Below are 24,962 nucleotides of genomic sequence, written 5' to 3'. Positions count from 1 at the left end.
TCGCCCACCCGCGGGCCATCTAAAAGGTTTAATAAATACTGCACTTGGGTACGGAGCGTCTCATTCAAATCATCCCGTATCAACCACTGCTGCAACCCCCGCCGCAAGGCCTCCCATAAAGCCATGGCAGGTGGGGCCTCTTCACCGATCAGATTTAGAATAGAAGGGGGAAGAGGAATCCCCTGAGCCAGTAAATCCAGAATTCGCTCTAACCGCCGGGGCGTGACGCCCTGTGTCCGTAGTTGGATCAACATCTGGAGCATTTCTGGGGTGACCGCAATGCCACGGGCTAGGAGTAACCGCACCACTTCTTGATTTGCCGGTGTGGATGGCAATGCAGCACCTTCTAATAAGGCACTGACAGCATCCGGTTGATGGCCTGTAACTTCTACCAGACCGGTTTCCGCACCCACATGCTGGATCAAAATGGTGCGAGGGGTGAACTCACGCACTACAAATTGGGCCTGACGTTGATTCATCAGAGCCAGGCTTTGTTCCGGCGAGACCAGCCGCGCTACTACACGCACTCCCTGTACCGAGAGCACCACCGTCTCGCCGGAGACCTGGAGCACCTCTGCATTGAAACGCTGGTTCAGGCGCAACATAAGACCAGCGTTCTCGTCTGGACGTGGGGGTGGCGTAGTAGGAAACGGGCCGGTAACGTTCATCACAAGTAACCCTAACCAAAATGGGAGAGAGCCCCACGTCAACAATGGGGGCCTCTCCCCTTTACATGGCACTAACGCTTCAAGTTGACCAGTTCAGCCAGAATCTCATCTGAAGCCGTGATGAGGCGGGAGGAAGCCTGAAAACCCCGTTGGGCGATGATCAAGTTGGTGAATTCAGTGGCCATGTCCACATTGGAGGCTTCCAGGTACCCCGAGGCGATAACCCCACGTCCGCCTGATCCCGCTGTCCCGATGTTGGGTTCACCCGAATTCAAACCCGCTCGATACAGATTCTGACCATCTCGGATTAAACCGGAGGGATTGGTGAATTTGGCAATGGCCAACTGACCGATTAATTGCTTGAGACCGTTGGAAAAAAGAACGTGGATGCGCCCCGAGTTCGGCTCAATGCTCACATCTGTTACATTACCCGCCGCTAGGCCATCCTGGCTGGTCACGGCAATGCTGCTCTCGGTAGCCAGCATGGTAACTTGTGACATATCCAGATTGGTGATCACCACATCCGCCGCGCCGTTTGTGCCAGGAATGCGGATGTTATTCAGCACCTGAGTGTTGATCACGTTCCCATTGGTATCAAAGGTTAGGGTGCCATTGCCCTGAGCCGTGGTCGGGCTACTCACCTGCCATGACCAAGTATTATCACCGGTGCGGGTAAATGTGACGGTCAGGCTGTGCGATTGTCCCAGCGAGTCGTAAACACCCAACGTCACTGGATAACTCTGGCCGATGGCTAAATCCGAACTCAGATTGCCACCGATGATCATGCTTGAAGTTGCCTTAGCGAGGGTTAGATCGAGAGGCACCGCGAGATCGCCAATCGGGTTATTGGTGTTAATTGGTCCTTGGCTGCCAATAGGATTCTGCCACCCCTGAATGCGTTGACCTGTGGAACTGTTGACCAGATAACCCTGAGCGTCAATATGAAGGGAGGCTTCTCGTGAGTAGAAAAGCTCGCCGCCTTTACGGTAAATGAAGAAACCATCTCCCTGCAGAGCCAGATCGGAATTGCGCCCCGTAGCCTGAAGCATACCCTGAGAAAAAACGGGGGTGATATAGCCGATCTTGATGCCCAGACCAATTTGAGTGGGGTTGATCCCTCCCAACTCATTCGTCGGCGCTGAGCCCGGGCTCAGCAACTGGGAGAACTGATCCTGGAAAAGCACCTTGCTGGCCTTGAAGCCAGGGGTGTTTGCGTTGGCCAGATTATCTGCAACGACATCCAGAAACGCCTGATTGGCATTGAGAGCGCTAATGGCTGTGAACATTGAACGCAACATGGGGGATTCTCCTTTCAAGGAAATATGGGTTAGGTGTTCACAGGCCTCCTCCAGGAGGGCCGGCCCGTGTTTGTTAAACCTTTGTTTCCAGAGTGCTCAGGGGCGTAGAGGTATAAGGAGCAGCAAATACCACACTATCCACCTGAGTGAAAACGCCTTCACCGCGATGTGCGGGGTCAATGGCAGTAATCACCACACGCTCACGCACGTTGACCAGAAAAGCCAGGTCGTCCACCAGAACCAGCGATTCGCGTCCCCCGCGCTGAGCGGCCTTTTCCACCGCCTGCGAGAGGCGCAGCAGATCATCGGGGCTCAAATCAATCTGACGGCTTTGCAAACGCTTTTGAGCATGATTGGAAAAGCGTAAGTTGCGCACCAGACAGGTTGCAAAATCTTCCCCATTGCTCGCTTCGGGTGTATGCAGAGCGGGCGTGGCCGAGCGAGTTGGGGACTCAAAGACTGGCTTGGCGGAGAGACTCATGTTCACCTCCCTCGTAGACTTGAGTAACTTCGCGAAGTGGCCACCATGCTTCCCCCACTTGCACGTAGTAAACGCCACCACGAATCTCATACCCCTTGACCACACCTCTTAAGACCTGTCCATCTGCCAAGGTAGTTGTCACCTGCTTTCCAATCAGGGAAGAAGCCAGGTTGGACAGGTTGACTCGTAAAAGCGCTTCCATGTTCTCTTTGATTTGCTTGAGTGTTTCGAGGGAATTCAGTTGAGCAAACTGTGCCATCAGGTCTTTATCTTGAAGCGGCTCCAAAGGGTTCTGATTACGCAATTGCGCCATAAGCAGAGTTACAAAATCATCTGCAGATAGCCCGCTTAGGCGGTTAAGAGCCTCACCCCCTGAAGCAAGCACAGAGTTGTTCATCACCGAATAGACCGCTGTCATAACAGCCTCCTTAGATTCGGTAGTCCACATAAGAATCAGCCTCTCTAACTCTCAGGCTCACTGCCTTCTCGTGGTCACCTTCCGGCGACCGAGTGTCAAACGGCAGGCGCAACCGCGTCGGGCTTCCATGGGGTTGACGGAAAAGATTCTCCTGAGCGTATTGCTGTCCTACAGTAACATCGGCCAACTGGATGCCCGATTGAGCCAGAGACTGGCGTAGATCGTTCAATCCTGCCTGCAATAACCGTTCCGTTTGGGGATGATCGGCCACCATCCACACACGAGTACCCTCTGCCCCATGCGCAATACGGATTTCAATGCGTCCCAGGGATTCGGGGTAAAGTTGTAAGCTCAAATTTGACTGATCGAATCGCACCATCAGATCTACAGCGCGCATCGCCTGATGGATTGGGTGGTTTTGAACAGTGCTCAGAGTGGCTTTCACCGTACCCAAGGCCCGCTCTACAACAGCCTCAAAGGAGACACTTCGGATTGCCACCCCATCAGTTGGGGTGAGGGAAGGATCGGTCGCCCTTGCCTCCTGAGGTTGGTCAGTTTCTCTAACCTGCAGCCCACTAGTGGACAATATTCCAGAAGGTTTTACCTCCGAGCGACCTTGAGCAAGTGCCCTGGCATCGCGAGAGGACCCAGTGGTGAGCGGCCCTACATTCGAGGGTAAGGTAGTCGAGGAAACTATACCCGTCCCTAGGGTGGGGGACTGAGAGTCCCCCGTTTCAGGGAGATTGAGAGCCACCCACTCGGCACCCATCTCTGGAATCCCTGCAGGCAGATCCTGGAACACGCTCTCCTCCGGGTCCCTGACTGCTCCATCGGGCAGTGCTAAAGGCAAGTTGAATTGACTTGGCTCAATCAGAAACGGAAATAGGGTCAAAAGAGGGGAAGCGGTCTCGGCCTCAGAAACCTCGGACGAGCCGGATGTTTGTGCCGGTGTTGAGGTGAGTGCCTCATCTTCACCTGCGGGTTCTGGCTGAAGCCGTGCTTGGGGCTCCACGCTCCGATCACGTTGTTCAGCCCAAAGGGATTGAAAAGAAGGTGCCGTCCCCCCTGCCTCATTCCTGGTACTAATTCCCTTACCCTTCATCGAGGCCAGGGCACAGGGGGGCTGTTCAAGGGGTGGAGCGTTCATTTGACGCCCCAAGAACAACTCAAGATTCATGGTTACCTCCCGGATGAAAGATTTTTAAGTAGCAGCAACTTCTTGCTGGCTACCTGACTAAGCGCCTGAAAGCGCAAAGCCGTCTCCGTCATATCCATCAATTCAACATCAATATCCACGTTGTTCTGGTCAGCGCGTGTGCTCCCTCCTGGGCGCTGCAAAACCGTAAACGAGTAAACACCAGCCGGAGCCGCCAAATGTGCGGGCTGCGTGCGTTGGAGATCAACTGTTTTTTGGCGTGTCAAGGCTCGCTTTATTGCGGTCTCAAAATCCACGTTTTGCGCATGGTAGCCAGGTGTATCTATATTGGCAATATTGCGACCGATCATTTGTTGCCGCAAGGAGAGGCCATCCAGCGCCATGCGTAGAATGTTGAATGTTGAGTCTTGAAGCATCGTGCTTTCAGTCATCCTAAACCCTCCACCCACTTTCCTGGCGATAGTAATTGAGAACACGATTTACATAGACCTGAGTTTCACGATAGGGGGGAATGCCCTGATAACGATCTACTGTCCCCGGTCCGGCATTGTAAGCTGCAAGCGCCAATGCCATATTGCCATCATAGCGATCTAGCAGGCGACGCAACAAACGCACCCCTCCATCAATGTTTTGAGCCGGATCGAAAGGATCCTCAACCCCCAGATTGCGCGCAGTTCCGGGCATCAGTTGCATTAGTCCCATCGCACCTGCCCGCGAAACAGCCCGCGGGTCAAAATTAGATTCGGCTCGGATTACCGAGCGCACCAACGCTGGATCCACCCCATAGCGCTGGGCAGCCTGTTGAATGAGGGTCTCAAACGAGGTTGAAGTAGGATTGCGAGGCGTTCCACCCACAGAGGCCATCGCCTCAGATACCGTTTCATTTCTACCTCGATCCAGTAACTGGAAAAGTAAGCGATAAAGCGTACTCTCAAAAGCAGCGCTTAAAAAACCCATATCCATAGCTCACCGCTCCCCTTGCCGACGAAACGCTCGGCTAATATAGAGATCATCCAATAAACGGCTTTCCACCTGAGCCATTTCCTCCCGGTAACGCGCCAGTTCCTTTTCACGTAATGCTTCTAGAATCTCCGCATCCTGACGCGCTTGCACAAGTTCCTGGCGCTTGGCAGCCACACGCTGCCGCCACATCTCCAAGGCTTCACGTGTCCGCTCAATGTGGTCCTGCACACGCATCAACTCATGATGAAGCTGATCCAGAGCAAAGACATCCACCTCTCCAACCTGCTGGCTTTGGATGCGAGCGAAGAGAAAATTCTCAAGGCTCCGCAACCCTTCCAGCAATTCCTCGCCTTTACGTTGTTCCTGAAGCAAGCGTCCCAATTCGACCTCCAAGGCCTCAACGCGCCTCTGACGCACATCCAGAACAGATTGCAAGGAAAACTTAGGCGGCATGGTTCACCCCCTGTGTCATGACTGCCATTTGGCTCAGTGTCATTTCAAGGGGAGTAAACTCTTCCACCTCTTGCTGGAGAAAGCGTTCCAATACCGGCATCACGGCAATAGCAGCATCAATCTCCGGGTCAGAGCCCTGCACATACGCGCCAATATTGATCAAGTCACGCGCCTTTTCATAAACAGCCAGATGCTTGCGCAGTTGAGCCGCAAAGGCACGGTGCTCGGGTGTTGTGATCGAGGGCATTAACCGGCTAATCGAGTTCAAGACGTCAATGGCAGGATAGTGGTTACGCGCCGCCAGGACACGGCTGAGGATGATGTGACCATCCAAAATGCCACGCACTGCATCGCAAATAGGTTCATTGAAATCATCGCCTTCAACTAACACGGTGAAAAAGCCGGTAATAGTGCCCCTATCTCCACACCCTGCGCGTTCTAGTAAACGAGGCAGAAGGGCAAATACCGAGGGGGTATATCCCTTGCTTGCTGGCGGTTCACCAATCGCCAGCCCCACCTCACGCTGGGCCATAGCAAAACGCGTGACCGAGTCCATCAAAAAGATGACATCTAGACCTAGATCGCGGAAAAACTCCGCGATGGTCATGGCTACAAATGCGGCTTTGAGACGCACTAGAGCTGGCTGATCAGAAGTCGAAACAACCACCACTGCCCGCTGCAAGCCCTCGGGCCCCAAATCACGATCCAGAAATTCGCGCACTTCGCGCCCGCGTTCGCCTACCAACGCAATCACACTGACATCTGCGCGCGCACGGCGCGCTAATGTTCCCAATAACGTGCTCTTGCCCACCCCGCTGCCTGCAAAAATGCCTATGCGCTGCCCCTTACCCATGGTCAACAGACCATCAATGACTCGCACCCCTGTGACCAGGGTTTCGGTAATAGGACGGCGCTGCATTGGGTTAGGCGCCGCGCGATTGGTAGGCATGGTTTCTGAGAGAGTCAGTGCTGGTCCCCCATCAATAGGACGTCCTAGGCCGTCCAGTACCCGTCCCAAAAGCGCCATCCCAATTGGGACCCGAAATGACTTTGAAATTGGGTAAACCTCACTCCCTGGCTGTATCCCATCCATGCTCCCCAGTGGCATGAGCAGGATGCGCTCATTCCGAAAACCCACCACCTCAGCCAGAACCGGTTCAGTACCCTGGGCTCGCATCTCACAGATTTCCCCAATCTGGCAGTCAATACCCACCGCCTCAATGGTTAGGCCTACCACTTGTACAATACGCCCCGAAACCTGGAAGGGACTGGTGCGCCGCAAAGCCTCGAGATATTGTTGAAGGTTGGGCAAGGTAGGCACCGAGTTCATAGGTTCCTCCCTCCTCCGACGGTTTCCGGTAGCAGGCTACTCAACAGTCGCTCCAGACGAACCTCAATCCGCCCATCTACCGCCCCATACTGGCCCTCCACATAGCAACCACCTCGCCGAATTGCATCGCTGGGGATGAGTTTGATCTGTTGATCACGCAAGGTGACTTGGGCTTCCTTCCAATATGGATCGAGCATTCGGGCATCTTCAGGGTTGACGTAAATGCGCAGATCGCCCAGCGTCTGAGTATGCTCCAAAACGCGACTGTAAGTCTGCTGCAGAGTATCCGCATCCAAGGTAAATCCATCCGTGAAAAGGGCACGTGCAATGGCAGCTACCATTTCCAGCACCAATGGTTCACTTTGGGAAAAGAGCCTCTCGCGCCAAACCTGGACTTCCTGGACGATGGTTTTGAGAGTCTCAATCAAGCCACGTAATTCTGCTTCACCCTCGGCCCGCCCGGCCAAATAGGCCTGCTGCCGGAATTGCTCGGCCTCCTCACGCGCTTGCTGAAGCAAGGCCTCAGCCTGAGCCTGCGCCTCGGCCAGTAGGGCAGCAGCCTGCGCTTGGATGGCTTCCAGTTCGACAGGCAGGGCAACCGCCTCGGAAGAAGCAGAATGCTCAGCACCTTCCTCTTCTGATATGTTGTTCGGCCATGAGTCAAGAGCAGGGGACTCCATCAGGTTGGCAGGAATCCAGGCTTGAATTTTCGCCTGCTGGCAATGACCATGGACACGCTGCTGATTGCATGAATCGCGCATAGACGTAGAGGTGAAAATGGATAAAACTTGCTCAGCAAATTTCTCCATCTGGGCAGGGGAAGCGTCGGCAACCAGGGTAGGGGGATGCCAGGGGCGAACCCCACTCCGTGCCAAAGGCTGATTAGGGTTACTGGATAATCTCATACTCCGCTCCACCACCCGCAATGACGATCTCACCGGCTTCTTCTAGCGCACGCACTGCCTCTACGATACGCCGCTGAGCCGCATAAACATTTTTGGCCAATTGTGGTCCCAGAATTTCGATCTCTTCTTTGAGATTCTCGCGCGCCCGTTCAGAAAGATTGCGGAAAACTGCCTCCTTGAGGCGCTCCGGAGCCGCTTTGAGCGCTAGCGCCAAATCGGACTTGTTCACATCACGCAGCACACGCTGCATGGTACGATCATCTAACTTAATCAGATCATCAAAAGTGAACATGTTGGCACGGATTTCTTCTACCAATTTGGGATTGGTGGCCTCAAGGGCTTCCAAAATGGTCTTCTGCACCCCGCGATCCACCTGGTTCAACATCTTAACCAGGAAGGAGACCCCACCAGTGGCGCGGAAATCGGCTTCGCTCAACACACCCGAAAGTTTGTTTTTCAAATCGCGCTCAACAACTTGTACCACCTGGGGCGAAACCCGATCCATAGTAGCCAGACGCAAGGTAACCTCAATTTGCAATTCCTTAGGGAAATTGGTCAGAATGTCAGCGGCCACCTTGGCTTCCAGGTAGGAGAGCACGAGAGCAATTGTCTGGGGCAATTCATCCTGAAGCAGATTGGCTACCTGCGCTGGATCGGCATTTTTGAGCATCTCAAATGACGAAAGTTGCTGGTGCGCCGAAATACGCTCCAATATCTCCGCACCTCGTCGCGGCCCAACTGCGCGTGAGAGCAGTTGACGGCTGTAGTCAATCCCATTGGCTACAACCCCAACTCCCTCATTGGTCAGTTCATGCGCTTCTTCCAATACTACGTGGCGCACCTCTGGAGGCACAACCGTGGTGCGACTCAGCGCCAGCAAAACGCGTTCGATCTCGCTCTCACTCAGATATTGTAGAACCTTGGAGGATACATCCACGCCCAGACACATCAGGAGCACCGACGCCTTTTCCAGTCCACTAATCTTGGAGGCGAAATCGTCTGTCATGGCTACTTTCCACTCTCGTTGAGCCAAATCTGGATCACTTCAGCCACTGTGGCGGGCGATTCCTCTGCCAGCCGGGCCAAAGCTTTCTGTAACTGCTCATCCTCCTGCGAAGTTCGTACTTTGGGACGTCCCGGTGCTCCCTCGGACACCGCCCCCGCTTGAAGCGCTGCTTGTTGGTTCTGCTCAAGCATCCCCATCACGGTAGCCAAGTTATCACTCAGGCTCGGGCGAGCCCCGCTACCCGCCACAGTCCCTGCACCTGCTGGCAACGCGGCCTCGGAAACCGGTTTCATGATCGTAATCCAGGCCTCACTGGAAGCCAGACGCAGGTTTCTAAAGACCCGCTGCAAGTAGAACGCCAAACCGGCTACTAGCAACACAGCCAGAACAATTTCGCCGATACGGAAGTAAAGATCTGTTTGCTGGCTCTTTTGCATCTCCCTGGCTTGCTCTTCGTAGTAAGTGCGATCAAAGGCCATGGACTCCACCGCCAACATATCACCACGCGTCTCGTCAATCCCAGCCGCAGCAGCGATGGCCTTGCGCAGCACTTGGAGGTGCTCTGGCGAATCCAGCCCATCCACTAGCACCGAGAGCGAGATGCGCTTAATTTGCCCGGGGGTTTGAATCTCATGCGTTTGCACCTGGGTAATCTCGTAGTTGACAGTTTCTTCGGTGCGCTGGTACGTAACCATCTGACCTTCCCCCTGGGTCACCGGCACCGGCATGGGCAAATTGCTGGCTGCACCAGGCACTCCCCCTACGGCCTCGGCGCCACCCGTGTAACTCTCAGTAATTTTTTGCGAAGAGCGAATAGCCGCCGGCGTGGGGTTGAACGTCTGCGAGGTCAGTTCGCGTTGAGTCCAGTCCATCACCACTTGAGCCTGTACCACTGAGCGGTTAGGACCAAGCACAGAATTGAGCAAGTTCTGAACGTTGCGCTGAATCTCGGCTGCGGCCGCCTGTTCGGCATTACGGAAGGTATCCGCCTGCACAGCGGTGGTCGTATCATCCTGGCTACCTGAGGCTAACAGGTTACCCTCCGCATCTACGATGACCACATTCTCTGGCGTCAAGCCTTCTACACTGCTGGCTACCAGATGCGTAATAGCACGCACCTGAGCCTTATCCAGGTACTTGCCCGGCTTTTCTTTGATCACCACCGAGGCCGTCGGAGGAACCTGATCTCGTGCCAGCAGAGATTTTTCGGGGAGCACCAGGTGTACGCGCACCATCTCTACCGCATCCAGATTGCCAATGGTGCGTTCCAGTTCCCCTTCTAAAGCCCGTTGGTAATTGACCCGCTGGGTGAATTCGGTCATGCCCAAAGTGTTGTTACTGAAAAGTTCAAATCCCACCTGACTGGTCTTGGGCAGACCCTCGCGTGCCATCTTCAAGCGCACTTCATACACTTTATCACTTGGCACCAGAATGGTGCCAGTATCTTTGAGCCGGTAGGGTATTTTGGCTTCTTCTAGTTTCTGAACAATCTCTCCCGCATCGCTTTCGCTCAGCCCGCGATACGCAACGGCATATGTCGGCGTGCTGGCCCACATCACGAAAACCACAGCCACTATGATCACCGCCAGAGTGATCACCGCCAGCGAGATGCGCCGCGACTGCGATTGGTGCTGCCAGAATGAACGCGCTTGTTGACCTAGGTTAGCCAGCATTGGGTGTATCCTCATTCACCTTGGTTACACCGACATACGCATAACTTCGCGATAGGCATCCACCAAGCGATCCCGGATAGCCATGGCAATACGAAAGTTGATGTCTGTCTCCTCCACTGCCATCATGACCTGGTGGATTTCTACATCCTCACCGGCTGCCAGTTGTTGGATTAACGCATTACTCTGGTTCTCAGAACGGCTCAATGCATTCAGCACCTCTGCAAAGGATCTTCCTGCTGCTTCGGTGGCTTGTTTACGCTCTGTCGCTGTAGTAGAGAGCGGCGATGACGTCCCCAGAACACGACTCGGCGAAGATGGGGTTACCTCCATTTTCTACCTCCCTTTTCGTGCCTACTTACCGATATCCAGCGCCCGCAGTGCCATCTGTTTGGCAGTATCAATCACTGCCAAGTTGGCTTCGTAAGAGCGACTGGCCGAAAGCATGTTAGTCATTTCAACCACCGGGTTTACGTTGGGGTACTCCACATACCCCTCTGCATCTGCATCCGGGTGGATAGGATCATAGACGCGTGTACCTGGAGTGTTATCCGTCAGAATTTGGGTAACTCGCACTCCCTTGAGCAAGCCCTGAAAACGGCCGGAGTTCTGACGAACGGCCAGGAAAGAGGGTAGAAACGGCGTTTGCCCTTCCGGCATAAAGACCACGTCTTTACGTTTGTAGGGCCCTCCCTCTGGGGTACGCGTGGTTTCAGCATTGGCAATGTTGTGGGCAATCACATCTAGGCGTAAGCGTTGAGCCGTCAATCCCGAGGCGCCTATTCGCAGGACGTTCCAAAATCCCATAACCAACCTCCTCTGGCAGAGGATGTTTATGTAACATTACACTTGCATCTTAATCCGCCTTACCTCATGGGGCTATAAAGCCAAGATGAAGGAAGGATAAAAATCGCGTGAATTAAGACAAAGCCGGTGAGAGACGAACCTCTCACCGGCAAGCCAGAGGAACAGGTTATGGGCAATTGAGGGAAAAAACGAATTAAGCGCTAGCGTACTGGGGCACCATTGTACGCACCACGAGCGGATCACCCGGCGCAGGGGTGGCGCTTATCTTCTTTTCGGCCTCAGCCCAAGCCTCACGCAGTTCTACCAGCACATTGAGCGCCGATTGATAATCGCCAGCGCGCAGACACTCCAAGCACCATTGATAAAGACGGAACAAGCCTGCCGCTACCTCAGCATAATCAAAATTAAGGGCATCGCGCAGAAGGGTAATGGCTCGCGTGGCACGCTCAAAATCTTGCTGACGGCACGCGCGGATCGCTACATCATAGGCCATGATGACCAGGCGAACCGGACTGGCGCTCATCACATCTTGCGTGCGGTATTCCTGGGTAAAATAATGGCTCTGGTACACCTCGTCCTCCTTCTCGGTTGCATTCACGTCTGCATTCCGTGTTCTGCTTCTATCTTCGGATGAAATGTCTGGAACTTGAGCCCTCAGCAATAAAAAATCCGTAAATCCGGGTTTCTGTGCACCACCGCCCTTGCCCCCGGAGGCACCTTTTAAACGCAAAAATCCACCCACCCAGGGGCGGAAACTGGGTAAGACTTTTTAGGTCCCACAGCGCTGCGCTAGACAAAGAGATCAACAATCTCGCCGGCACGCAATCGAGCCATTTCCTCCGGCGGAATAGTGCGAATCACATGGCGATGGGTTTTATCCAGGACGAAGACAGTCACCCGGCGTGTCTGCGGATCCACCTGGAAACGCAAAGCAATCTCAGCCCCACCCCGGACTGAAGAAGTCGCACCTGGGTCAGAAACCGGTGCATACTGACGCTTCTCATCTTGTGTTTCTGCTACAGGGACTTTCTGCAGGTTAACCTCACGCTCCACCGAAATACGGCCACCTATTTCGGACGTAGCCGGCCCAACTCCTTGAAGTTTGGCTTCCCCTTGCATAGGCTCCATCCTTTCCGTTCCGCCAACTTCCCTGTCGCGGATAAGGTGCTACGTGTTTGCACTCTCCTAGAACAAGCGATTTACACTTCCGTAAATGCTCGCCCATGTTTGTTGGGCATACGTCAGGCTGATCAACTGCGCCTGAATCTGAGCGTATTGCTCGGTCAGCATGGCTTCGCGATCCGCAAGGTAGACTTGGAAGCGATTAATATCGCTGCCAAGATCCCCAATTTGACGATCCAGCACGCCCAGGCTTTGAGGCAGGTAGCCGCTTCCGCCATTGAATCGCTCCAATTCGGTATAAATAGACCCCATGACAGCATCAAACACTTGCACCACCGCCTGGGGGTTTTGGCGCATGGCGGCCTCAAAGCGAGACGGACTGGCCAACGAGAGACGCAAATTGCTATCCAGGCTAACCCCCACTTCACTGAGACTCTTATACACACCGAGAGTCTCGTGGCGCTGCATCACCAGCGAAAGCAATTTATAACGTAACTCACTGAATACCGTGTCATTCGCCAATGCCCCCCGGATGTAGGTATCACCCTGTTTGGTAATAGCCGTCTTTTCTTCAAGATATCGCATTACCTCATTAAACTTCTGAGCAAAGGCATCAACCGCGCTACGCGCCCGGCTGTAATCAGTTTCAATTTTGAGGGTCGCAGATTTCCCCGCCGCATCGAAGGCCAGGTTTAGGGAAACCCCACCAAGCACGTCCGTCAGGTTGGTGTTACGCGCGCGGGTAAAAGAAATCCCGTTGACCGTGAACTGCGCATCCTGCGCCTCCCAGGCGCCGGTTTCAGGTGGCAGGGTGCTTCCCCAGTCTCCTCCTGCTTCAGCAACGTATTGCACTACCATGCGATGCGCAGTTCCAGTCTGGCGCGCAGTGAGGACCAGATGAGCACCGACCATTGAAGCGATCAGGTCGCGCCCTTCGGGTTGGAGAGCCGCATTGAGCTTGGTCACCACATTGGCCAGGCTGTCACTCTCTACCACATGGACAGCTACCCCTGCTGCCTGGTAATCAATTGCCACCGTCCCCACTTGTGGGGCTTCACCAAACACGATGACCAGACCCCGATGGGTATCATAGGTTTCACCCGGGGTAAGAGCCTGCCAATCCTCCGTTAGAGTGCCATCTGCTTTGGCTTTGTCATAAATCGCCACCGGTAAACCATCCGCAGCGCGCAGGCGGAACTCATATCCTGCCTCAGATTGGCGTACCTCTAGCATATAGGCTGTACCCTCGGCCTGATCACCACTGCCTAACTCACGTAGTCCGCTGTCCACAGTCCCCACACTCACTGCACTCACGCTGGGGCTGCTTACCGGCAAAGAAGCCACTGCCGTCCCCATTCCCCCCAGATAAAAGACCCCTCGTTTACCAAGCGGGCGATCGGTAGAAGATTGCTCTGCGGAAACCCATTGCTCAGCGCGTGCCAGTTGGTTCACTTGAACCCGATACTCCCCCACCATTGCTGTGTTATTGACCGTGGCGCTCAACACCATCGCCCCACTCACCGAAGGATCGGTCACCGCGATGGATCGTCCGCTCTCCAGAGCAAAGAACGGGCTACTGCTCAACAGCGCCTGCACCCGCTCCTTGAGATCGTCTAATTGCGACCGCAGGTCCAAGTAGACCCCGCGCTGAACCGTGAGCACATCCCGCTGCCGGGTCAGACGGGTCAGAGGTTGCCGTTCTAGGTTCATCAGGTTGCTGACCAGGCTTGTAAAGTAACTGGAGAGAGTGGTGTTCAACGCGTCAACCATGGTAACCTCACAAAACCCTTGGGGGGACGGTTGGGCGGGGAGCGCTCGGGGCGCTCCCCGCTATCCCGATACCGATGAGGAGTTGACCACTAGCGGAAGAGGGTGAGCAGGAACTGCGGGGCGGTGTTGGCTTGAGCCAGCATGGCGGTTGCCGTCTGCTGCAGGATGAGTAACTTGCTAGCATTGACTTGCTCCTCGGCCATGTTGGCATTCATGATCCGGTTGTAAGCCGCTTCGGTGTTGGTGTATTGAACGGTAATGGCCTCTTCCTTGAAAGACAGCCGGGCACTAAAGGCACCGACTTCGCTGATGCCCTTTTTCACTTTTTCGATTGCGGCATCAATATCAGAGAGCGCAGCGCTCAAGTTTGACGTGGTGTAATTCGCATTCAGCCCCAGACCGTTAGTCCCCGTACCGTAGGCGCCAAAGCCTTGATTATCAGTAAACTTGAATTCCGAGGTGACGGCGGTGGGATCGGCTGCGGTGCCCAGCGAGGTCAGGAAGTTCTGGGTGGCCGAAGCGCCTCCCGCCGAACCACTCTGACCGATTAGCATGTTGCCGTTCCACTGAGTTTGCTCCACAATCGAGTCAATCTCTGCCGCATAGGCGTTTAACTGAGCCGCAATGGCTTCTTTCTCCTTATCCCCGATGGTGCCGCTCTGGGCCTCCAGGGCTTTATTCTTCATTTTGACCAGGATGTCCTGGATCTTGCGTAGACCACCTTCGGCCGTAGAGAGTAGGTTCTTGGCATCGCCGATGCCGTTCAGCACCGTCTTCAATCCCTGGCGGCGGATGTCGAAGGTGGTCGCCAAACTCAAGCCCGCTGGATCATCCGCAGCCTCGTTGATGCGCTTGCCGGTTGCCAGGCGGGTCTGATGAATGGCCAATTCATTGTTGATCAGTTGCAACGAGTTGAGCGCATTGAGCGCACCAATGTTACCTGCAATTCGAGTGTAATCTACTGTGGGCATTTCACACCTCCTTGTGAATTTTGGCGGGGATCCTTCCCCTCAAGATTTGAATTTTGAAACAGACGGTCACGTAAGGATCGGGCTCTTTTTTGGAAAGCCACTGGGGGTCAAGCCCCGTTCCCCTAGTGGTGAGACATTGAGAAAAGAAATCTATTGGTATACTTTGGTTTTTCCTAACCTCCTCATCGGATCAATTTGGGATGTTGTTCTATCTTCCTTAACGACGCTTTAGGATAAAACCTTAGGGCGCGGGCGTAAATTCGACATAAAAAATGGCGCCCTGATAGATTTAGGGCGCCACACCATGGGGTGCTTCCCGATTAGTGCGCTTTGATCAACACCCCCCGTCCATTGCCTGAGGTGGAACTTGGGGCAACATCTCCTCTGCTCAGCATAGTTGAATCGTCTAAGCGAAACTGCGCCACCGCATCCCTGAGCGCCTGGGCCGTGCCTTGCAGGAACTGAGCCGAAGCTGCCACTTCCTCCACCTGGGCCGACATCTCTTCCGCTGAAGCCGAGACCTCTTCCACCGCCGCGCTGTTTTCCTCGCTCACGCTGGCAATAGATTCTACCGCCTGGGTGATTTCCTGCGAGCCAGCACTCATTTCCTCGGTAGCCGCCGTGTTTTCTTCAGCAATTGCCGAGACCTCATCCGCCGCTGCTACCAATGATTCAGCCAACCCCGCCATGTGGCGTGCTGCCGCCACACTCTGCTCAGCCTTCTCCTGCATGGCTTTGATGCCATCCAAGATGTCCGACAATGCCGCCCCGGCTAGACCAGCTTGCTGCACATCTTTTTCTACTTCATTAGCGCTCTCCTGCATCGCCAATACCGCTTCCTCAACCGACTGGCGAATCTCGCGGATCAGTCCGCCAATCTCACGCGTAGCGGCCGCTGCACGTTCGGCAAGTTTACGCACCTCATCGGCCACTACAGCAAAGCCTTTACCATGTTCACCGGCGCGCGCGGCTTCAATCGCAGCATTGAGTGCTAACAAATTGGTCTGCGCCGCAATATCCTGAATCGTCTCCACAATGGCCCCAATTTGAGTCGAGCGTTGCCCCATGGCCTGCACCTTTTCCGCCGAGAGGGTCACCTTTTCGCGGATCGCCGCCATGCCCCTGAGAGTGGATTCAACCGTTAGCGAACCTTGCCCTGCTGTTTCAACCGCCGAGTGGGCCACTTCGGCTGCGTTTTGAGCGCCCATCTGTACTTGCTGAATGGCCGCCGAAAGTTGGCTGATCAAGGCTGACATTTTGTTCACCGCCACCGCCTGCTCTTGCGCGCCCTTAGCCACGCCCTGAATAGCGCGTGTCATCTGCTCCACTGAGGCGGCTGTGCGGCTGGCTGCTTCGGATTGCTGCGACGCTCCCTTTGCCACCTGTTGAATCGTGGTCGCAATTTGCCCGGTCACCTGCCCAGCCTGATTTGCGGCTTCGGCCAGTTCGGTTGCTGCGGCTTCTAAGGCCTGAGCATTATGGGCTACTCCTTGCACTATTTGGCGCAGGCTACTCAACATGCGCATAAAGGCATTGCCCAAAAGATCTTTTTCAGAGCGCGGCGTGATACCAACGGTCAAATCGCCAGCAGCTATCGCTTCCGCCGTGGCCGACATGGTGGTGAAGTAGTCCACCAAGTCATTGAGACGGTGCCCCATTTGGCCGATCTCGTCGCGGCGCTTCAAGACCAACTGGCGCTGATTGACATCAATATGCTCTGCCAGTTCTCCCTGCGAGAGTGAGGACAAAGCCTCTGAAACTACCTTAATCGGTCTGGCAATCTGATTGGCAAACGCGAAAGCCGCCAGACCGGCTAACCCGGCCATAACAATCGCCCCGAAGATCAAAATCCGTGCCAACCCATTGGCAGCTGCCAACGCTTCATCGACGTCTTGCTCCACGATCAGGCCCCAATTAACGCCGGGTACATAACGATACGCTCCAACAACGGGTCTAAAGCGATAACCTTGATATTCCCCATTGCCCTCTTGCCCTGAGAGCACTGCGCGCGAGGCTACGGTATCGATACGGAGTTCCAGCGCACTGCGTTCTTTGATCCGATTCTCGGCCTTAAGTTGCTCTTCAAACCGCGATGGTGTAATGAGAACCCCCCGTCGATCAATCAAATAGGCATCCCCGGTTTGCCCCAAGCGCGCCTTATCAAAGATCTCTTCAATTGCGCCAGTTGGCACAACTGCGGCCATTACGCCTACCACCTGCCCCATGGAGCGGATGGGCGCTGCAAATACAATCACCACATGCTGGCTGCCCTTTGAAACTAAGGGCTCTGAAATGACCGTTTGACCACTCATGGCCTGCTTGAAATACTCACGGTCGCTCATGTTGTTGCGCTGCCCGTCGGTCGAAACCAGGGCATACCCATCAGGCTGGATCACCAGCAATGTCTCAAAATAGTCCCCCCACTTTTCCCTGTAAAAAGTAAGCACCCGCATCACCCGCGTCGGCTCCATGGACACCACCTCAGCGGCATTAGCCATAACCTCAACCTCCGCCTGGCGGGCTTCCAACCACTGTCTCACTTGAGCGCTGGTGATATCGGCGAGATCACTTAACGTCTCGGTAGCACTTTGCCGCAAAGTAGCCTCTGCTTGCAAATAACTCAACGCAAATAACACCAACAAGGGTACTAAAGCCAAGGCTAACGAATAGAACAACACTTGAGTACGAATAGACCCTTGTTTTACTTGACTTCGAGATGAGTGATCAGCCCGAATTTTTCCAAATATTTTTTGCATGATACAAGCTCTCCTCAATTGAATATAAGACGCTTCTCTTTCGCCTTTATGCTGAAATCGTATCTCGTAGATCAGCGAGTTGCACTTCCTCCTCCACCGAGAGCACCCGCACCAGGTCCAACAGAATAACCAATCGCTCCCCCACCTTGGCGATCCCGGTGATAAAACGGGTGCGCTCGTTGGTGACCATTGGTGGCGGAGGTTCGATGGCGTCCTCAGAAAGGCGCAATACTTCTAGCACGCTATCCACGATGATGCCAATGGGATGTCCCTCGCCCACAACAACGACAATGCGGGTCTCACGCCCGGCCTCCCGGGGGGGCAGACCAAATCGCTTGCGTAGCGAAAGCACAGGCAACACCATCCCGCGCAGGTTGGTAATACCCTCCAAGAACTCGGGGGCTTGCGGTACCAGTGTGATCGGCTGCATCTTGACAATGCTTTCCACCCGATCAATGGGAACCCCATACTGTTCATCAGCGACTTGAAACACAACAAATTGTTTTTCCATAATAGTCGCCCTCCACAAGTGGGTTAAGAACTGGAGGTAACAGGCTCCAGCGTTTGAACAATCTGTTCCATAACGGGCTTAGCTGGCTCAACCCGCTGTTCATCTTGATGCAGTCTGAAATGCGCCACCAGCGCTTCTAGGCTACGCGCCATTTCGGCCAGCCCCTCTACCGCTGTTGCCACTTCTGCCACCTGGGCACTGACCTCCTCAGCTGAGGCACTGACCTCTTCGATGGCAGCGCTGTTCTCCTCTGAGACGCTGGCAATCGTTTCAATGGCCTGGTTGACCTCGCCCACGCTGGCCGTCATCTCTTCGGTTGAGGCCGTGTTCTCCTCCACCACTGCAGAAACACTATCCACCGCATTAACCAGTTGATCCACGGCATCGCGCACACGTTGAGCAGCATTAGCGGTCAACTCGGCTTGCCGTCGAACTGCCTCGCTCACCTCATGGATGATAGCCAGAGCCTGACCGGCCTGATTCGCCAGTTCCACGCCCCGCTGGACATCATCATTTCCGGCCCGCATGGCATTGACAGCTTCCTCCACAGTTTGCTGAATGCCGCGCACTAGATGACCAATTTCTTTGGTGGCAGCCGCCGCACGTTCGGCCAGCTTACGCACCTCATCGGCCACTACGGCAAAGCCCTTGCCGTGCTCTCCAGCACGCGCCGCTTCAATAGCGGCGTTGAGTGCCAGCAGATTGGTTTGTGCGGCAATATCTTGGATGGTCTCAAGAATGGTCCCGATCTCGCGCGAACGCACTCCCATCTCCTCCACCCGTTGCGCCGAGAAGCCAAAGCGGTTACGAATGTTCTCAATACCTTCGATAGTCTGTTGCACGGCCTGAACGCCCTGCTGAGCCAGTTGGGCGGCTCCCATGGCGTCGCGGAATACAATTTGCACATTCTCGGCCATTTGGGCAACATTGCCGCTAATCTGGGCCGTCAAACTCGAAGCATTCGCCACCGCCTGAGACTGTTCCTGAGCCCCTCGCGCAATACCCTCAATGGCATGGCTCACTTCACTAACCGAGGCTGCCGTGCGATTGACACTTTCAGACTGCTCAGCAATGCCTTGCGCCACCTGCTGCAGCGTCCGCGCCATCTGCTGACTGGCCTCTCCACTTTGGAGGGCCGCGTTTCGGATGTCCTGGGCAATAGCATTCAACTGCTCCACCGCCTGCACAATTAGCCGCACCTGGCGCCGCAACCCCTCCACCATTCGCACATAGGCATGCCCTAATTCATCCTTAGGACCACGCGGGGTGATTACGAAACTCAGGTCGCCGCTGGCAATACGATCTGCCATTTCAGCCATTGCTACGATGTAGTCCTCTGCGGCCTTGAGTGCCCGTCCTAGGGCCCCCAGTTCATCCTCGCGGCGAGCAATGGACTCTTTGACCTCAGTGGGAATATCCCGATTGAGATCCCCCTGAGAAAGGTTGTTCAGGGCTCCAACCATGACCTGAATGGGTTGGTTTAGGTTGCGGGTGATAAGATACGCCAACACGGCCGAGATGAGCAACGCCAGGGAGGTAATCCCCATTAGAACCCAGCGAATGTGCTCAAAAATGGCCTGACTCTGAGAACGGGCCTGATCTGCCGCACGCTGCACGATGGTAAGCAGGGACTCCATGGTAGCATCAGCGGTCTGGCGTGCCATTGCCAAATCCCCAACCGTCGCCCGCGCCATGGCTGCACTACGATTTCCGGCATGGATTTGCTGCAAAGTGTCATCCAACTTACGCACATAATCCTGCCACGCAGTCTCGAAAGCCACCAGCGCGGCCTCTGCATCTTGAACGTTAGACTCGCGCACCCTACGCACAATCGCCGTAATTCCAGCAATGTTCTGATTGATATCCGACTCCAGTTTCAGCGTATCATCAGGTAACAGAAAGATATTGAAAAGAGAACCCCGAATCTGATACAACATTGTACGCGCGCGCCCAACCTCCAGTGCTGGTGTCAAGTTTTGCTCATAGAGTTGATCGGTCTGGCGGTGAAGGCGCTCCAGGCTCCAATAGGCGATCAGAGATAGTACCAGCGAGAACATGCCGATTAGGGCAAAGCCCAGACTCAGTTTCGTCCAGAGGCGCAAGCGATTAAGAAGGTTTGTTTTCATTGCACCTTCCTCACTGATGGGTATGAGTGATAAAAACGGTGAAACTCCATGAAAACCACCATCACCTTAAGGGCTAAGAGGCAATCCTACGTCAGAAATTGCCGCCCGACCAAAGAGCACCCTCTGCTTCTATGACCAGAGGAGCATATTGGAGCTTTACATTTTCCCTCTCAATTTACGGATGCTGATGACGCAAGCACATAAAAGGCAGATAAAAACATAGTAAAAAAGCAGTAAGTCTGTACTCAAATAAAATGTGGGTTGCTCGCGCTTGACAATCCCCCTACCTCCCGTTAAAATTCAAATTGCGCCGAGATAGCTCAGTTGGTAGAGCACGCGGCTGAAAACTGCGGTGTCGCCAGTTCGATTCTGGCTCTCGGCACACGACGCTCCTCCCCGGAGGGGCGTCTTGATTTAACCTCATCCCTTGTGGTATGATGCTCGCGGGAGGGCATCATGCAGACGTCCAAATGGTTGATCATGCTTTTGGGAATTGGAATCGTGTTGAGCGCTTGCACCAGTAGCACCCGTGCGCTGGAAGGCAACGCAAAAGATGCGGTACTGGCCTACGCCGAACCCATGGCGACCACCCTGCTAGATGGCTTGTTTGCGGGGAACTACACCACTTTTGCGACCAACTTTGACGAGGCCATGCGCAAAGGTTTAGATGAGAAGGCCTTCACCGACCTGCGCAGCACCCTGCAAACACGCCTAGGGGCCTTCCAATCCCGCGAGGTTAATGCCGTGCTCGAAAGCGGTAACTACTTCATTGTGGTCTATCGCTTACGCTTTGAGAAGGACGATAACGTCACTATGCGCCTGGTGTTGACCCAAGCCGAGCCCCACTTGATCAGCGGCTTGTGGTTTGATTCGCCAGAATTGCGCAAGCGCTGAAGCAAGTTACTCCCCATCGGCGGATGAGCCCTTTTCATTGTGCTTGGCCTCTTCCCACAAAGCATCCATTTCAGCCAGACTCATCTCGCCAAGCACGCGTCCCTTCTCACGGGCACGTTGTTCGATATAGGCAAAGCGCTGCCGAAAGCGTTGATTAGTGGCGCGTAGTGCGCTCTCTGCATCCACCTTGTACCAGCGTGCCAGATTAACCACCGCAAACAGTAAATCTCCCAATTCTTTCTCCCGTGCCTTTTCGTCCGGGGCAGTGCGCACTTCCTCAAGTTCCTCGCGCACTTTCTCCCACACGGGCGCAATCTCCGGCCAGTCAAAGCCCACCCGCGCCGCACGATCCTGGAGTTCCTGAGCCTGCGTCAAAGCCGGTAAGGCCAGGGGCACCCCTGCCAGTAAACTGCGTGTTTCCTGGCCATTGGCTTCGCGCTCGGCTTGTTTCAGGCGCTCCCAGTTTCGGAGCACGCCCTCAACCCCCTCCACCTGCAACGCACCAAACACATGGGGATGGCGACGCACAATTTTCTGATGAATTCCACGCACAACATCCGTGAAATTGAATTCCCCCTCTTCACTGGCAATCTGAGCGTGCAGAGCCACCTGGAGCAGCAGATCTCCCAATTCTTCTTGTAATGCCACCGGGTCGTTGGCATCAATCGCTGTGAGGACCTCATACGCCTCCTCCAGAAGGTGGCTGCGCAACGACTGATGAGTTTGTTGTCGATCCCAAGGGCAACCGTTGGGCGCTCGCAAGTGCGCCACGATCTCTAGAAATGCCTCCATGGACGTTGCAACCCCTAAAGGGGGTACGTAAAGCGCGCTCATTAACCCCAGGTAGGGGCTGCGATCAATCTCATAAAGATGAAGGTGCTCTACTTGTTGACGGGCTGTACCCGCTGCATGTACCAGCGTTACCGGATGCTCATCCGGGTAAAAGGCATTCAAAGTGAGCTTAACCTCCGAAGCGCTTATCCGGTCGTAAATCTGGGCGATCAATGCCGGTGCATCTGGTGGGAAAGAAGGAACGTGCCAAGTGCCCAATTCCAGCGCATCTACCAAGACCAACCGTGGAAATGGGTCAATCCCCAGCGCGGTAAAGGTAGGTTCCAAGAAGGAAAGCCCTTCGATAACACGCACAGGCAAACCCTCAGCGCGGGCCTGGCGCAGAATTGCAGGGCTCGTGGCTTCGGCCACTAGAGGATGGCCCGGCACTGCGTAGGTCACGCCTTGGGGGCGCCGCGCCAATTCAAGTATCTTCTCTACGATGGTGGCGTAGACCTGCTCAAATGAACTTCCCTGACGGTAAAGCCAATCAAAAGCGTGAATTGTCACACCCGCAGGTAATTCCTGCACCACTGGATGCAATTCGGTGCGTACGTAGATTTCGGGCACCGCTTGCAACCACTCCCAGGCTTCACGGGTCAACAGACGGCCCTCACCCGGCCCCAACCCTAACAGCACCACACCACCGGCTTCCGTCATGGTTATACCTCAATAACTCTCTTGGCTTACTTGCCTTCGTTTTAGCAAAAAGCCTGAGGGGAGGACATGACATCCTCCCTCAGGCCCAAATCACGGCCACTAACCCACCCGTTGAAAAGCGACTTAACGCTTGGTGTAGGTAGGTGCTTTACGCGCACGCTTGAGGCCAGGTTTCTTGCGTTCCTTGACCCGCGGGTCTCGGGTTAGCAAACCCTCACGACGCAGCATCTGAACCAGTTCGGGGTTCATCTTGGCCAGCGCGCGTGCCAAGCCTAAACGCACCGCATCAGCCTGCCCGGTCACGCCACCACCTTCCACCTTGACCGTGATGTCAAATCCAGCCCGGTCATAACCGGTCACGGCCAACGGGCGCAAAATAGCATCCACGTCCCCTAAACGAGGAAAATACACCTCGAGTGGCTTTTCATTAACCACAAAGCGCCCAGAACCACTCATCACGCGCACACGCGCTGTCGCCTCTTTGCGACGTCCAACACCTTCATAATACTGTACAGCCATCATATACCCTTACTCCTTTAGGCTACCGGTTGCGGATTTTGAGCCTGGTGCGGATGCTCCTGCCCAGCGTAGATCTTAAGACGCTTGATCAGACGCCGGCCAAGTTTGTTCTTGGGAAGCATACCCCACACCGCCTGCCGGATCACCCGATCGGGGTGTTTTTGAAGCATATCCCGCAAGGAAATCGCCTTCAGACCGCCGGGATACATCGAGTGTCGGTAATAAATCTTGGTCTCGGGGCGTGATTCGTGAACACGAATGCGGCTGGCATTGATGACCACAACGTAATCCCCCATGGGTACCCCTGGGGTATAAGTGGGCTTATGCTTACCCAACAGATAGGCCGCAATCTTCGTCGCCAAGCGCCCTAAATTTTGGTCTGTGGCGTCAACCAGCAGCCATTGTGTTTCGGGTTTTCCTTTGATTACGTATGTCTTATCCACAGTCCTCATCTCCACTTGCGATTAAGGATTCTCCCAGAGGTTCAAATCCTTGCCCGTCATCCGGGTAATAAACCCGTTCGAGCACCAGGCCTCGAGCCGCTGCCAGACCCGGGGGAAGGTGACCTTGCCCTTGCAAGGCAGCCCCAATGGCTTCAGGCTCAAGTTTTGCCTGACCAACCAGCACCTGAACATAGACGAGCCTGCGCACCATATGATAGAGAAACGCATTGGCCAAGATGTGAAAGCGCAGTGAAGCATCTTCCAGGACTTCCCAGGAGGCACGGTATACATGACGGATGGTAGATCGCCCGGGCTTCATCGGTGTGCCAAAGGCCGCAAAGTCGTGGCGTCCCTCGATCCACTGCGCCGCGGCTACCATCCGGGGCAGGTCCACTTCGGGCCAGACGCGCCAGGCAAAACGATCCCGCAACGGATCCCGATCCTGGGCGATGTAGAGGCGATAAGTGTAGGCTCGTCCCACAGCATGGTAGCGAGGATGAAAGTCGGGGCCAACCTCACGCACCGCCTTGACCGCTATGTCCTCTGGCAGATAAGCGTTCAACGCCCGGCCCAAGGCCTCTGAGGAGTGGGACCACTCCAGGTCAAATGCTATTACCTGACCTGCCGCATGAACGCCCGCATCTGTCCGGCCAGCATAGAGGACGGCCGACCCTTGCCAGCCCAAGCGGGTCAACGCTGCCTCCACTTCCGCCTGCACCGTCCGCGCCCGACCTCCCTGCCGTTGAAACCCCTGGAAGCAGGTGCCGTCGTAGGCTATGATCACCTGGTAACGTGCCATTCCAATCCGGCAAAAGTCCGGATGGCTTACGACTCAACTAGTTCCAGCAAGACCATCTCGGCGGCATCACCCAACCGAGGGCCCAGCTTGAACACACGCGTATAACCGCCATTACGATTGGCGTAACGAGGCGCGATCTCATCAAACAGCTTCTTAACCAGTTGGGGATCTCCCAACCGCGCCGCCACCAGTCGCCGCGCATTCACCTTATCCACATCACTGCCCTGCTGACTATTACGGGCGATGGTGATCATGCGCTCGGCTTCACCGCGGATTGCCATTGCCTTGGCACGCGTGGTGCGAATCCGCTCATAGGTAAAAAACTGGCGTAAGAGCGTGCGGCGCAAGGCATTCCGCTGCCCGGTGGATCGCCCCAATTTGTAACCTGCAACCTTGTGTCGCATA

The 24,962-nt window shown here is 54.9% G+C and carries 27 protein-coding genes and 1 tRNA gene; 2 read left to right on the top strand and 26 right to left on the bottom strand.

The window, feature by feature from the left end; all coding sequences use genetic code 11:
* From Q0721_RS05700 to Q0721_RS05600, 21 genes are all read right to left on the bottom strand, one after another.
* Positions 1-668: hypothetical protein (locus tag Q0721_RS05700; protein WP_299026672.1), on the bottom strand; the 668-nt coding region annotated here is incomplete at its 3' end.
* 71 nt (positions 669-739) lie between these two features.
* A complete protein-coding gene (locus Q0721_RS05695) occupies positions 740-1,966 on the bottom strand; it encodes a flagellar hook protein FlgE (protein WP_299026669.1) in 1,227 nt (408 codons plus the stop codon).
* A 73-nt stretch (positions 1,967-2,039) separates the two neighbouring features.
* Positions 2,040-2,447, bottom strand: a complete 408-nt coding sequence (locus Q0721_RS05690; protein ID WP_299026666.1) for a hypothetical protein — start codon at positions 2,445-2,447, stop codon at positions 2,040-2,042.
* A complete protein-coding gene (locus tag Q0721_RS05685; RefSeq protein WP_299026664.1) occupies positions 2,419-2,865 on the bottom strand; it encodes a flagellar hook capping FlgD N-terminal domain-containing protein in 447 nt (148 codons plus the stop codon). The genes Q0721_RS05690 and Q0721_RS05685 overlap by 29 nt, the downstream gene beginning before the upstream one ends.
* A gap of 10 nt (positions 2,866-2,875) precedes the next feature.
* The gene (locus Q0721_RS05680) at positions 2,876-4,042 is read right to left on the bottom strand and encodes a flagellar hook-length control protein FliK (RefSeq protein WP_299026661.1); all 1,167 of its coding nucleotides are present in this window, start codon (positions 4,040-4,042) and stop codon (positions 2,876-2,878) included.
* Positions 4,043-4,044: 2 nt separating this feature from the next.
* Positions 4,045-4,452: a flagellar basal body rod protein FlgB gene (flgB, locus tag Q0721_RS05675; protein WP_299026658.1), complete on the bottom strand. Its 408-nt coding sequence runs from the start codon at positions 4,450-4,452 to the stop codon at positions 4,045-4,047.
* Between the two features lies 1 nt (position 4,453).
* Complete coding sequence (locus tag Q0721_RS05670; RefSeq protein ID WP_299026655.1) at positions 4,454-4,984, bottom strand: lytic transglycosylase domain-containing protein; 531 nt, start codon at positions 4,982-4,984, stop codon at positions 4,454-4,456.
* Positions 4,985-4,987: 3 nt separating this feature from the next.
* Positions 4,988-5,437: a flagellar export protein FliJ gene (fliJ, locus tag Q0721_RS05665; RefSeq protein ID WP_299026652.1), complete on the bottom strand. Its 450-nt coding sequence runs from the start codon at positions 5,435-5,437 to the stop codon at positions 4,988-4,990.
* The gene (locus tag Q0721_RS05660) at positions 5,427-6,767 is read right to left on the bottom strand and encodes a FliI/YscN family ATPase (protein WP_299026649.1); all 1,341 of its coding nucleotides are present in this window, start codon (positions 6,765-6,767) and stop codon (positions 5,427-5,429) included. The genes fliJ and Q0721_RS05660 overlap by 11 nt, the downstream gene beginning before the upstream one ends.
* Positions 6,764-7,672, bottom strand: a complete 909-nt coding sequence (locus Q0721_RS05655; RefSeq protein WP_299026646.1) for a FliH/SctL family protein — start codon at positions 7,670-7,672, stop codon at positions 6,764-6,766. Before Q0721_RS05655 ends, Q0721_RS05660 begins: the two co-directional genes overlap by 4 nt.
* Positions 7,656-8,678 carry a flagellar motor switch protein FliG gene (fliG, locus tag Q0721_RS05650; RefSeq protein WP_299026643.1) on the bottom strand — a complete coding sequence of 341 codons (1,023 nt, stop codon included), beginning with the start codon at positions 8,676-8,678 and terminating at the stop codon, positions 7,656-7,658. Before fliG ends, Q0721_RS05655 begins: the two co-directional genes overlap by 17 nt.
* 2 nt (positions 8,679-8,680) lie before the next feature.
* Positions 8,681-10,351 carry a flagellar basal-body MS-ring/collar protein FliF gene (fliF, locus tag Q0721_RS05645; RefSeq protein ID WP_299026641.1) on the bottom strand — a complete coding sequence of 557 codons (1,671 nt, stop codon included), beginning with the start codon at positions 10,349-10,351 and terminating at the stop codon, positions 8,681-8,683.
* Between the two features lie 24 nt (positions 10,352-10,375).
* Complete coding sequence (gene fliE, locus Q0721_RS05640; protein WP_299026638.1) at positions 10,376-10,681, bottom strand: flagellar hook-basal body complex protein FliE; 306 nt, start codon at positions 10,679-10,681, stop codon at positions 10,376-10,378.
* A gap of 21 nt (positions 10,682-10,702) precedes the next feature.
* On the bottom strand, positions 10,703-11,155 hold the full coding sequence (gene flgC, locus Q0721_RS05635) for a flagellar basal body rod protein FlgC (RefSeq protein ID WP_299026635.1): 453 nt from the start codon (positions 11,153-11,155) through the stop codon (positions 10,703-10,705).
* A 193-nt stretch (positions 11,156-11,348) separates the two neighbouring features.
* The gene (locus tag Q0721_RS05630; protein ID WP_299026632.1) at positions 11,349-11,753 is read right to left on the bottom strand and encodes a flagellar export chaperone FliS; all 405 of its coding nucleotides are present in this window, start codon (positions 11,751-11,753) and stop codon (positions 11,349-11,351) included.
* A gap of 191 nt (positions 11,754-11,944) precedes the next feature.
* Entirely contained in the window at positions 11,945-12,274 is a 330-nt protein-coding gene (locus tag Q0721_RS05625) for a flagellar protein FlaG (protein WP_299026629.1), read from the bottom strand.
* A gap of 66 nt (positions 12,275-12,340) precedes the next feature.
* Positions 12,341-14,047 (bottom strand): flagellar filament capping protein FliD, encoded by a 1,707-nt coding sequence (gene fliD / locus Q0721_RS05620; protein ID WP_299026626.1) that lies wholly within the window; start codon positions 14,045-14,047, stop codon positions 12,341-12,343.
* 89 nt (positions 14,048-14,136) lie between these two features.
* Positions 14,137-15,018: a flagellin gene (locus tag Q0721_RS05615; RefSeq protein ID WP_299026623.1), complete on the bottom strand. Its 882-nt coding sequence runs from the start codon at positions 15,016-15,018 to the stop codon at positions 14,137-14,139.
* A gap of 320 nt (positions 15,019-15,338) precedes the next feature.
* Entirely contained in the window at positions 15,339-17,774 is a 2,436-nt protein-coding gene (locus Q0721_RS05610; protein WP_299026620.1) for a methyl-accepting chemotaxis protein, read from the bottom strand.
* Positions 17,775-17,820: 46 nt separating this feature from the next.
* The gene (locus Q0721_RS05605) at positions 17,821-18,285 is read right to left on the bottom strand and encodes a chemotaxis protein CheW (RefSeq protein WP_299026618.1); all 465 of its coding nucleotides are present in this window, start codon (positions 18,283-18,285) and stop codon (positions 17,821-17,823) included.
* 23 nt (positions 18,286-18,308) lie between these two features.
* Positions 18,309-20,411, bottom strand: coding sequence for a methyl-accepting chemotaxis protein (locus Q0721_RS05600; RefSeq protein ID WP_299026615.1), 2,103 nt, complete (start codon positions 20,409-20,411; stop codon positions 18,309-18,311).
* 309 nt (positions 20,412-20,720) lie between these two features.
* Here Q0721_RS05600 and Q0721_RS05595 point away from each other — a divergent pair.
* Positions 20,721-20,793, top strand: a tRNA-Phe gene (locus Q0721_RS05595).
* A gap of 74 nt (positions 20,794-20,867) precedes the next feature.
* A complete protein-coding gene (locus Q0721_RS05590) occupies positions 20,868-21,305 on the top strand; it encodes a DUF3887 domain-containing protein (protein WP_299026613.1) in 438 nt (145 codons plus the stop codon).
* 6 nt (positions 21,306-21,311) lie between these two features.
* On the opposite strand, the gene mazG is transcribed toward Q0721_RS05590, so the two are convergent.
* From mazG to rplQ, 5 genes are all read right to left on the bottom strand, one after another.
* Positions 21,312-22,796 (bottom strand): nucleoside triphosphate pyrophosphohydrolase, encoded by a 1,485-nt coding sequence (gene mazG / locus Q0721_RS05585; protein WP_299026610.1) that lies wholly within the window; start codon positions 22,794-22,796, stop codon positions 21,312-21,314.
* 123 nt (positions 22,797-22,919) lie between these two features.
* On the bottom strand, positions 22,920-23,318 hold the full coding sequence (gene rpsI / locus Q0721_RS05580; RefSeq protein WP_299026607.1) for a 30S ribosomal protein S9: 399 nt from the start codon (positions 23,316-23,318) through the stop codon (positions 22,920-22,922).
* Positions 23,319-23,332: 14 nt separating this feature from the next.
* Positions 23,333-23,767 (bottom strand): 50S ribosomal protein L13, encoded by a 435-nt coding sequence (gene rplM / locus Q0721_RS05575; protein ID WP_299026695.1) that lies wholly within the window; start codon positions 23,765-23,767, stop codon positions 23,333-23,335.
* Complete coding sequence (gene truA, locus Q0721_RS05570) at positions 23,751-24,557, bottom strand: tRNA pseudouridine(38-40) synthase TruA (RefSeq protein ID WP_299026604.1); 807 nt, start codon at positions 24,555-24,557, stop codon at positions 23,751-23,753. Before truA ends, rplM begins: the two co-directional genes overlap by 17 nt.
* A gap of 26 nt (positions 24,558-24,583) precedes the next feature.
* A complete protein-coding gene (gene rplQ / locus Q0721_RS05565; RefSeq protein ID WP_299026601.1) occupies positions 24,584-24,961 on the bottom strand; it encodes a 50S ribosomal protein L17 in 378 nt (125 codons plus the stop codon).
* Between the last annotated feature and the right edge of the window lies 1 nt (position 24,962).

This window comes from uncultured Thermanaerothrix sp., from assembly GCF_938028735.1.
In the GTDB taxonomy this organism is placed as follows: domain Bacteria; phylum Chloroflexota; class Anaerolineae; order Anaerolineales; family Anaerolineaceae; genus Thermanaerothrix.
The sequence above is the reverse complement of the archived record's forward strand: the minus strand, read 5'-3'. Positions and strand labels throughout refer to the sequence as shown.